This is a genomic window from Halomonas sp. 707B3 (genome assembly GCF_024158645.1).
Taxonomy (GTDB): Bacteria; Pseudomonadota; Gammaproteobacteria; order Pseudomonadales; family Halomonadaceae; genus Vreelandella; species Vreelandella lionensis.
Genome location: NZ_JAMZBE010000152.1, coordinates 1 through 8,231, shown reverse-complemented (window position 1 = coordinate 8,231; position 8,231 = coordinate 1). Strand labels below are relative to the sequence as shown.

Annotated in this window: 8 protein-coding genes; 2 read left to right on the top strand and 6 right to left on the bottom strand. The window is 53.5% G+C overall.

Annotation, left to right across the window (positions count from 1 at the left end):
• Positions 1–92: 92 nt before the first annotated feature.
• Entirely contained in the window at positions 93–500 is a 408-nt protein-coding gene (locus BIS10_RS15735; protein WP_192859200.1) for a hypothetical protein, read from the bottom strand.
• Between the two features lie 505 nt (positions 501–1,005).
• On the opposite strand from BIS10_RS15735, the gene BIS10_RS15730 reads away from it, so the two are divergent.
• Entirely contained in the window at positions 1,006–1,530 is a 525-nt protein-coding gene (locus tag BIS10_RS15730; protein WP_083024147.1) for an arsenate reductase (azurin) small subunit, read from the top strand.
• 33 nt (positions 1,531–1,563) lie between these two features.
• Positions 1,564–4,041 (top strand): arsenate reductase (azurin) large subunit, encoded by a 2,478-nt coding sequence (locus BIS10_RS15725; RefSeq protein ID WP_253506530.1) that lies wholly within the window; start codon positions 1,564–1,566, stop codon positions 4,039–4,041.
• Between the two features lie 184 nt (positions 4,042–4,225).
• On the opposite strand, the gene moaA is transcribed toward BIS10_RS15725, so the two are convergent.
• From moaA to BIS10_RS15700, 5 genes are all read right to left on the bottom strand, one after another.
• On the bottom strand, positions 4,226–5,215 hold the full coding sequence (moaA, locus tag BIS10_RS15720) for a GTP 3',8-cyclase MoaA (RefSeq protein ID WP_253506527.1): 990 nt from the start codon (positions 5,213–5,215) through the stop codon (positions 4,226–4,228).
• Positions 5,212–5,616 (bottom strand): putative zinc-binding protein, encoded by a 405-nt coding sequence (locus tag BIS10_RS15715; protein ID WP_253506524.1) that lies wholly within the window; start codon positions 5,614–5,616, stop codon positions 5,212–5,214. The genes moaA and BIS10_RS15715 overlap by 4 nt, the downstream gene beginning before the upstream one ends.
• Before the next feature lie 52 nt (positions 5,617–5,668).
• Positions 5,669–6,931, bottom strand: a complete 1,263-nt coding sequence (glp, locus tag BIS10_RS15710) for a gephyrin-like molybdotransferase Glp (RefSeq protein ID WP_253506522.1) — start codon at positions 6,929–6,931, stop codon at positions 5,669–5,671.
• Entirely contained in the window at positions 6,928–7,500 is a 573-nt protein-coding gene (gene moaB / locus BIS10_RS15705; protein WP_253506519.1) for a molybdenum cofactor biosynthesis protein B, read from the bottom strand. The genes glp and moaB overlap by 4 nt, the downstream gene beginning before the upstream one ends.
• A gap of 35 nt (positions 7,501–7,535) precedes the next feature.
• Positions 7,536–8,231 (bottom strand): peptidylprolyl isomerase (locus BIS10_RS15700; protein ID WP_253506516.1); only part of this gene is annotated, 696 nt, incomplete at its 5' end.

The window sequence follows — 8,231 nt, the reverse complement described above, 5'->3', positions numbered from 1 at the left end:
AACGGGCTTGCGAAAGCCAACTTGCACGGGCGAATGATCAAAAAGTGCTCGCTGGCGGTGATAGGGAAAGTGTCGGCGCCGGCTTCACGGATTCAGGATAATGCTTGATGTAACTCTGGCGTAGCATTCGTTTCCAATAGCCAACCAAAAAACGTACACGTCATTTCAGCGGCTTTTTCGGCGTTTATTAATAGATGATGCCCCATATTTTCATCTACAACGAAGAAGTGCTTACTCATTTTATTGAAAAATGGAGGTTCCTTCTGGTGGTTAGCATTTGCGCAAGCGCCAAGCTCCAGCTGCCTTGCCACTTCCTGCAAACTACAAAGTCTATGCACACACTCCATGCCAATCGCATCCATCAAGCGGCTGATAGGTGGATCAAAAGGCAGAAAGCTCAGTGCTAAGCCTCGGTAGCGATTTAGCTCCCGAACTTCATGCGAATAAGCTAAATCTAGCTGGTCTTGCGGCAGAAAAGTAAGTGCTGTCAAATTATCCATCAGTGGCCTCCCATCAAACAAAAAATAGCCCAACATTGGGCAGCTTTTCCAGAGGGCATCCTAGCTCGAGGTAAACCTCATTTTCTATGACTTCTGTCAATTTTTTACGCCCACATTAATAAATTAGCACCCCTCAAAAATCTCCCCCGTCATTATAATTAGTAAATTTTTAATACTTTTCCACTATATCGATAACTAGAAATATAATTCATTGTATTACCACTTTAAAAAAACCAAAAACTCAAAACGAACAACCCTAAAATATTGATTAATTTATCGACTACTCCTATCAGAAAATTAACCTTTATTACGACTAATACCACTCTATATTTTAAGAATGCATTTTAATTTATCAACTCACAACGTCCAGCAATGCCACCCCCAAAAGTCTTATAAAGCAATATTTTATACGGAGCACTATTGAACCAATACGTTCCCAGAAACCAACACAAAACTCAAACAATGAATAACAACCGATTAACATCCAGCGCTGGAGCACCCAACAATGTTACGGCTAAGTCGACGCAATTTTCTAAAGCTTACTGGCAGCGGCGCCGCAGTGGGCACCCTCTCACTGTCACCCTTATCGCATGGGCAGCAGCCTGATGTACGCCCTACCGCTTCAGGTAATACGACGCTTCCCTACCCACGAAGCAAGGTCGCTAAACTGGCTGACTTAAACATCAACGAGCCCTTTTACTTCACTTATCCTGATGACCGCTCCCCTTGCGCCGTTATTCGCAGAGAGAAGGCAATCAAAGGCGGTATAGGTCCCCAAAAATCCGTCGTCGCTTACAGTACCCAGTGCACGCATATGGGATGCCCAGTCAACTACGACAAAGACGCCGGTACCTTTAAGTGCCCTTGCCACTACAGCATCTTTGATGCTGATAACGCAGGCCAGATGGTGATTGGCCAAGCCACGGAAAATCTACCCAGAGTCGTCCTAGCCTACGAAGAAACTGAAGATACCCTCTACGCCATCTCCGTCGACGGCCTGATTTATGGTCGCCAGGCCAATATTCTTTGATTACGACCAAGCGGTTTCTCTAGGAGAACAACGATGAGCCAGTTCAAGGACCGCATTCCCCTTCCACCAATGAATGCTCAGAAAACTAATATGGCCTGTCATTTCTGTATCGTGGGTTGTGGCTACCACGTTTATAAGTGGCCAGCCAACACAGAAGGAGGAAGAGCGTCGGATCAAAACGCGCTGCGGCTAGATTTCACCCAGCAGCTCTCGCCCATGCAGGTCACCATGACACCCGCCATGGTGAACCAGATCAAGGATCACGATGGCAGTGAACACACCATCATGATCGTTCCCGACAAGGAGTGCAGCGTTAACAAGGGGCTCTCATCCACCCGTGGCGGCCAGATGGCGAGCATTATGTATGCTGAAAATACCCCGATTGGCGAACGGCGTCTGAAGTATCCGCTTCAATACACCGGTGATGATTGGGTAGAGAGCAACTGGGAAACGTCCTTAGCTCTCTATGCGGGCGTAACCCAGCGCATCCTCGACAATGACGGCCCTGATCAGCTGTTTTTTAATTTATTTGACCATGGCGGCGCTGGCGGTGGTTTTGAGAATACCTGGGCTACCGGCAAGCTGATTTTTAGCGGCCTGCAAAGCCAGATGGTCAGAATTCACAACCGGCCTGCCTATAATTCAGAGTGCCATGCCACCCGTGATATGGGTATAGGCGAGCTCAACAACAGCTATGAAGACGCCGAGGTGGCCGATGTCATCTTCTCCATTGGCGGCAACTCCTATGAGACCCAAACCAACTGGTTTCTGGCGCACTGGGAGCCGAACCTCAACGGCTCCAATATCAGTAAGAAGCAGGCATGGTTTCCCGAAGAGACGGTCAGGCGGGGCAAAGTGATCCTGGTGGACCCGCGCCGCACGCCCACCGTTGCCATCTGCGAGACCATTGCCGGCAAAGAGAACGTGCTTCACCTAGCGATACAGCCCGGCACCGATACTGCCCTATTTAACGGGCTTCTTAGCTATGTCGTAGAGCAAGGCTGGCATGACCAAGCATTCATCGCAGCGTTTACCAGCGGCTTCGATGCCATGCTGGATGCCAATCGGCTAGGGTTGGATGAGTGCAGCCGGATTACCGGCGTGCCCAGAGACGCCCTTATCAAAGCAGCCGAGTGGGCCTACCAACCCAAAGCGAGTGGCCACCCTCCCCGTACAATGCACGCCTATGAGAAAGGAATCATCTGGGGCAATGACAACTACCGCATCCAATCCTCCCTCGTCAATCTAGTGCTGGCCACGCATAACGTCGGCCGACGCGGTACCGGGGTGGTGAGAATGGGAGGACACCAGGAAGGCTACACACGGCCACCCTACCCAGGTGGTCGGCCAGCGCCTTATATCGATCAAGAGCTGATCAAAGACAATGGCATGATGTTAACGGTGTGGGCTTGTAACGCGTTTCAGACCACGGTCAATGCTGAGACCTATCGGCAGGCCATTAAGCGTCGTGCCACTATTGTTAACCAAGCCCTTGCCGAAGCGCGTGGTGCCACCACTGAAGAGCTGGTCGATATTGTCTATGATGCCGTTAAAAACAAAGGTGGCCTATTCATTGTCGATATCGATCTCTACCGAACTAAATTTGCCGAGTACGCCCATCTAGTGCTGCCTGCTACCCATCCCGGCGAGATGAACTTAACCTCTATGAATGGAGAGCGTCGGCTCCGACTGTCTGAGCGTTTTATGGACCCTCCCGGCATCGCCAAGCCGGACTGCCTTATTGCTGCCGATATCGCCAACGCACTCAAAGCGCGCTATGAGACTGCTGGCAACCAAGAGATGGCTGGACGCTTCTCAGGTTTCGATTGGACCACCGAGGAGGATGCCTTCAACGATGGCTTCCGTATGGCGCACGAAAAAGCGATCGATAGCCAAGGCGGGCCAACCGGCCATTTGGCAACCTACGAGCGCCTCAGAGCTGCCGGTAACAATGGTGTGCAGCTACCGATCAAGGAGTATCGGGACGGCAAACTGATTGGTACCGAGATGCTATACACCGACAACCGCTTTGATACCGATGACGGTAAGGCGCATTTCCAGCCCTCCCCGTGGAATGGGCTACCGGGAGTTGTCCAGCAGCAGAAAGAGACGTACGACTTCTGGATTAATAACGGCCGCACCAACCTGATTTGGCAGTCTGCCTATCATGATCAGCATTTGGCGTTCCGCAAGGGCCGCTTCCCGATGGCGCCCATAGAAATAAACCCGCAGGATGCCGAGGCATTGGGTATCTCCAATGGGGATATTGTCGAAGTCTATAACAACTACGGCGCGACCAACGCCATGGCCTATTTGGAACCGGATATTGAGAGAGGCCAAGTATTTATGATGTTCGGCTACCCCAATGGGGTGCAGGGAGATGTCATCAGCGAATGGACGGACCGTAACGTTATTCCTTATTACAAGGGCACTTGGGCCAATATCCGTCGCTTAGGTAGTAATGCCGCCTACCTTCGGGATGTGTCTTTTAAACGGCGGCGTTACTCCTAGGGAGTGTGTAGGCCAAGGAAGGCACTATATGAATAAGTTCCTTTTTACAGGAATGAGGAGCTCCCACATCTTTGTAGGGGCTAGTTTCTTTTGAGCCTAGACTTCTTCACTATAATCTACCTCTATTTGCGGACACTGCCTGCTCTATCATTTATGGTGATAAACTGCTTTCGACAACGTTGCCCTAACCACCTGTTGCATTCATAAACCTCACGATCTGAACCTCACCATCTGTCGTAAAATGATGACGCTCAGGCTTTTTCATCATTGCCGCCACTATGTGCACTTTAAGCCGCTGGATATCACCTGGATAACGTCGCATGACAGCGCGCAAATCTACCGAGTGCTCATTGCCCAGGCAAAGGAGTAGCCGCCCTTCAGCCGTCACCCGAACACGATTACAGACAGCGCAGAAATTGTGGCTATGGGGAGAAATAAAGCCAATCCGCGACTGGCTGTCTACCATGCGGTAATAACGGGATGGCCCTAGGGTGGTCTCGGTGGTGGGTAAGAGTTGATAGTGCTTTTCTATGGTCTCGCGTACCGTATCGGTGGAAAGAAAGGTTTCACCACGGTTATGCTCGCTGATAGCGCCCAACGGCATTTCCTCGATAAAACTGATATCCACTTCCTCATCACGGGCAAAGTTTACCAAGTCGAGAATTTCGTCGTCGTTACGACCCTTGAGCAATACAGCGTTGAGCTTAATCGACTGAAAGCCAGCGCGGCGAGCTGCGCGGATACCCGCTACCACCTGGCTAAGGTCACCTGTCCGGGTTAATGCTTTAAAGCGCTCGGGCTTGAGTGAGTCGAGACTGATATTAAGGCGATCAAGTCCGCCTAAACGTAAGGCCTCGGCATGTTTGACTAATCCTGAGCCGTTGGTGGTCATGGCCAGCTCGCGTAGGCCTTCCAATTCACCGAGTTTTTGCACTAGCGTTAGTACGCCCTGGCGTACCAGCGGTTCCCCGCCAGTTAGGCGGATTTTTTCCACCCCCAGCTCGACGAAGGCCTGCGACAGCGTGGCTATCTCTTCAAGGGTAAGCAGTTGGGCCCGAGGCAGAAAGGTCATCTCCTCCGCCATGCAATAAACACAGCGGAAATCACAACGATCAGTTACCGATATGCGTAGGTAGCGCACCGTACGGCCAAACCCATCGACTAGCGCACTCATTCTGAGGGCTCCTCTGCTTGACTGGCATTAACGGGCAGCCGAGCTATGAGCCCTCTCACTTCGGCGGTGATCTCTTCAATGGTTTCCTCATCATAAAACTGGCCCCGTCGCTTGCGCAGGCCGTTCTCATACAGCTTGACGTGCTCAGTGGGTATAACGCCCGCTTTGGAAAGACAGTGACTGGCGCAATGCATCTGGCACCCGTCAATAGCTACGATAGGCCGCCCGGAGCGGGCGATGCGTACCAAACCGGGCACGCCACCGCCGACACCAGCAATGCAGGACATTTCTGCCTCTCCTGCATGATCAAGACGCAGAGCAACACTATTGGCCAGTTGCGCCACATCAGAACAGCCGGAGCAGGCATAAATCAGTGTGCGCGGTTTATGATGTGAAGCCATACCCTCTCCTATAAAAGCAAACGACGTCAGTGGTCACGCCAAAAAAAGCGACTCAAGCGTTGAACTGACTGATCGGGTAATAGGGGTACGCGCCCCCTTCTGTCACGTCGGTGCCTGGATTAATCATCAAATATCCATGGGCCTGGCTAGCCGCGCTGAGCATATGCGAGCCCTGTCCGCCCGCTAACTGCGCCACGGGAGTCCCTTGTGACCAATCCAATTCCACCCGTAATAGCTCGCAGCGCCCTTGGGGCCCACGCTGAGAAAAACCGGCTTTTACCGGGTAACGCTGTAGAGCCGCTTCAGCTCTACCTTGCATGGCATGTATAAACGGCAGCGCCAGCAGTTGCCAGCCCACCAGGGAGGCCACGGGGTTACCCGGCAGCGCCATTAACGGTATGGAAGACAATGGCTCCGCGCCTAGATAACCGAAAGCAAAGGGTTTTCCCGGTTTCATCGCGACACCATGAAAATGCAGCCCGCCGCGCTGCTCAATCACCGAACGAACATGATCCTCTTCGCCTACCGAAACGCCCCCAGTGCACACCACTAAATCTGCAGCGGTTTGTGCTTGCTCAAAGGCCTGATGCAATGACGTCGGCGAATCTGCGATGATCCCCAAATCCAGCACGTCGCACTGCGCCTGTGCTAGCAGAACGTTAAGCATGGCGCGATTGCTGTCGTATACCTGCCCCGGTGATCGCGCCGTACCTGGGGCAATCAGCTCATCGCCCGTTGAGAGGAGTGCCACCCGCAGGCGCCGTTTGACGGTCACAGCATTTACCCCATGGCTCGCCAGCAGCGCAATCGACGCGGCATCAAGCAACTTACCCGCGGCGAGTAGTGGGGATCCCATGCGAGTCTCCTCACCCTGGCGGCGAATATTAGCGCCTACCACCAAGCTACCCTCGAGGTGTATATGCCCGCGCTGATCAAGAGTCACCCGCTCTTGAGGCACCACAATATCTGCCCCCATGGGCACCGGCGCGCCGGTAAAAATACGCGCGCAGCCTCCTTCCGGTAGCAGCATGACGCCTGCGCCAGCCGGTACGCGTTGAAGAATGGGTAAACCTGCGCCGGGAGGTACCGCTTGGTAATCAGCCAGACACAGCGCGTAACCATCCATAGCGCTATTATCCACACCCGGCATATCGAGAGGTGCGACCAGCGTTTCTGCCAGTACTCGCCCCGCCGATTGTCCAAGGGTGATGTTTTCTACTGCATTAATGGGCGTGGCGGCGTCGATAAGCCGTTGGCGTGCATCAAACAGCTCTAACAAGCCGGGCGTGACTATTTCTGCGCAGTGACAGTTCATAAGTGCTCCACCTCATTGGAAGAGGTCGCTCGTCCACTACACGGGGTTGCTGAAGGCAGCACCATGGCGGCGAAGTTGCAGGGCCGAGTGCGGGAGTCCAGCTGCAAAGCGATAATGTTGTCCCACGCCAAGGCACACGCTTTGGGTGAGCCGGGCATGGCAAACATCATCGTTCGGTTGGCCACCCCCGCGACGGCGCGAGACTGGATCGTCGCTGTGCCGACTGTCTTCAGGGAGTAGTGGCGGAACAGCTCTCCATACCCTTCGATCGCTTTGTCGAACAGCGGTATCAACGCCTCGGGAGTGGTATCCCGGGCGGTAAAGCCAGTGCCGCCATTAACCAGAATCGCGTGGATATCTGTTCGCGCAATCCACTCCGAGACCACGGCACGAACCTGATAGATATCATCAGGAACGATGCGTCTCTCCACCAGGGTATGGCCGCTTTCGCTCAGATGTTCAACCAGTAGGTTACCGCTGCCATCTTCATCGAAACCACGGGTATCGGAAACCGTTAGCACCGCGATGCCAAGCGGAGTGAAAAGTGCATTGACAGGAACATGGGACATCAAGCCTCTCCTATTAGCTTTGCTATTGCTTCAAGCTATTGCATCAAGCTGCCGCCAGCATCGTCATCCAGAATAATTCCTTCGACGCCTATTTCGCTTTCCAGCGCCAGCAAATAGTGGCGCAATGCACGTCGCGTCGCCTGCTCGCGCAGGCTGTGACGCACTCGGTCGGCCACCTGATCGAAAGGTAACGACCGCCCTTCACGCCGTTCGTCAATGATTACTACATGCCAGCCATAGCGAGACGCCAAGGGGCGCTCATGAAGGCCTTCGGGCAGGTGCTGCAAAGCGCGATCCAGCTCAGGGACGGTCTGGCCTGACACTAGCCAGCCCAAATCGCCATCCATCTCTTTTGAAGGGCACGCGGAGTGGTGTTGCGCAAATTCGGCAAACCGCTCGGGTATGGAATTAAGTTCTTTAAGCAGTTTTTCGCCAAGCTGGTACGCGTCGTCGCGGCCCTGGGAGTCATCCGGTGCCGCTGCTAGCAGAATATGCCTTACACGTAGCTGGGTCGGCTCGCTGAAGCGCTCACGGTGGGTATCAAAAAAGCGTTGGCAATCGGCTTCTCCCGGTTCGGGCACCTCAAGTTCCTGCTCAAGCAAGGCAGCAATCGCCGCATCCTCCTGCGCTTCGCTGGCTTCCTGTGTCGATAGTAGACCCAGGACGTTAGCTCGCTGGCGCAGCAGCTCTCTAACCACCAGCGCACGAGCCGCCTGAAGCTGGGCCTCCCC

Bases quoted from the DNA above. Each gene is read 5' to 3' on its own strand.
- BIS10_RS15735 (WP_192859200.1), bottom strand. From the start codon at position 500: ATGGATAATTTGACAGCACTTACTTTTCTGCCGCAAGACCAGCTAGAT.
- BIS10_RS15730 (WP_083024147.1), top strand. From the start codon at position 1,006: ATGTTACGGCTAAGTCGACGCAATTTTCTAAAGCTTACTGGCAGCGGC.
- BIS10_RS15725 (WP_253506530.1), top strand. From the start codon at position 1,564: ATGAGCCAGTTCAAGGACCGCATTCCCCTTCCACCAATGAATGCTCAG.
- moaA (WP_253506527.1), bottom strand. From the start codon at position 5,215: ATGAGTGCGCTAGTCGATGGGTTTGGCCGTACGGTGCGCTACCTACGC.
- BIS10_RS15715 (WP_253506524.1), bottom strand. From the start codon at position 5,616: ATGGCTTCACATCATAAACCGCGCACACTGATTTATGCCTGCTCCGGC.
- glp (WP_253506522.1), bottom strand. From the start codon at position 6,931: ATGAACTGTCACTGCGCAGAAATAGTCACGCCCGGCTTGTTAGAGCTG.
- moaB (WP_253506519.1), bottom strand. From the start codon at position 7,500: ATGTCCCATGTTCCTGTCAATGCACTTTTCACTCCGCTTGGCATCGCG.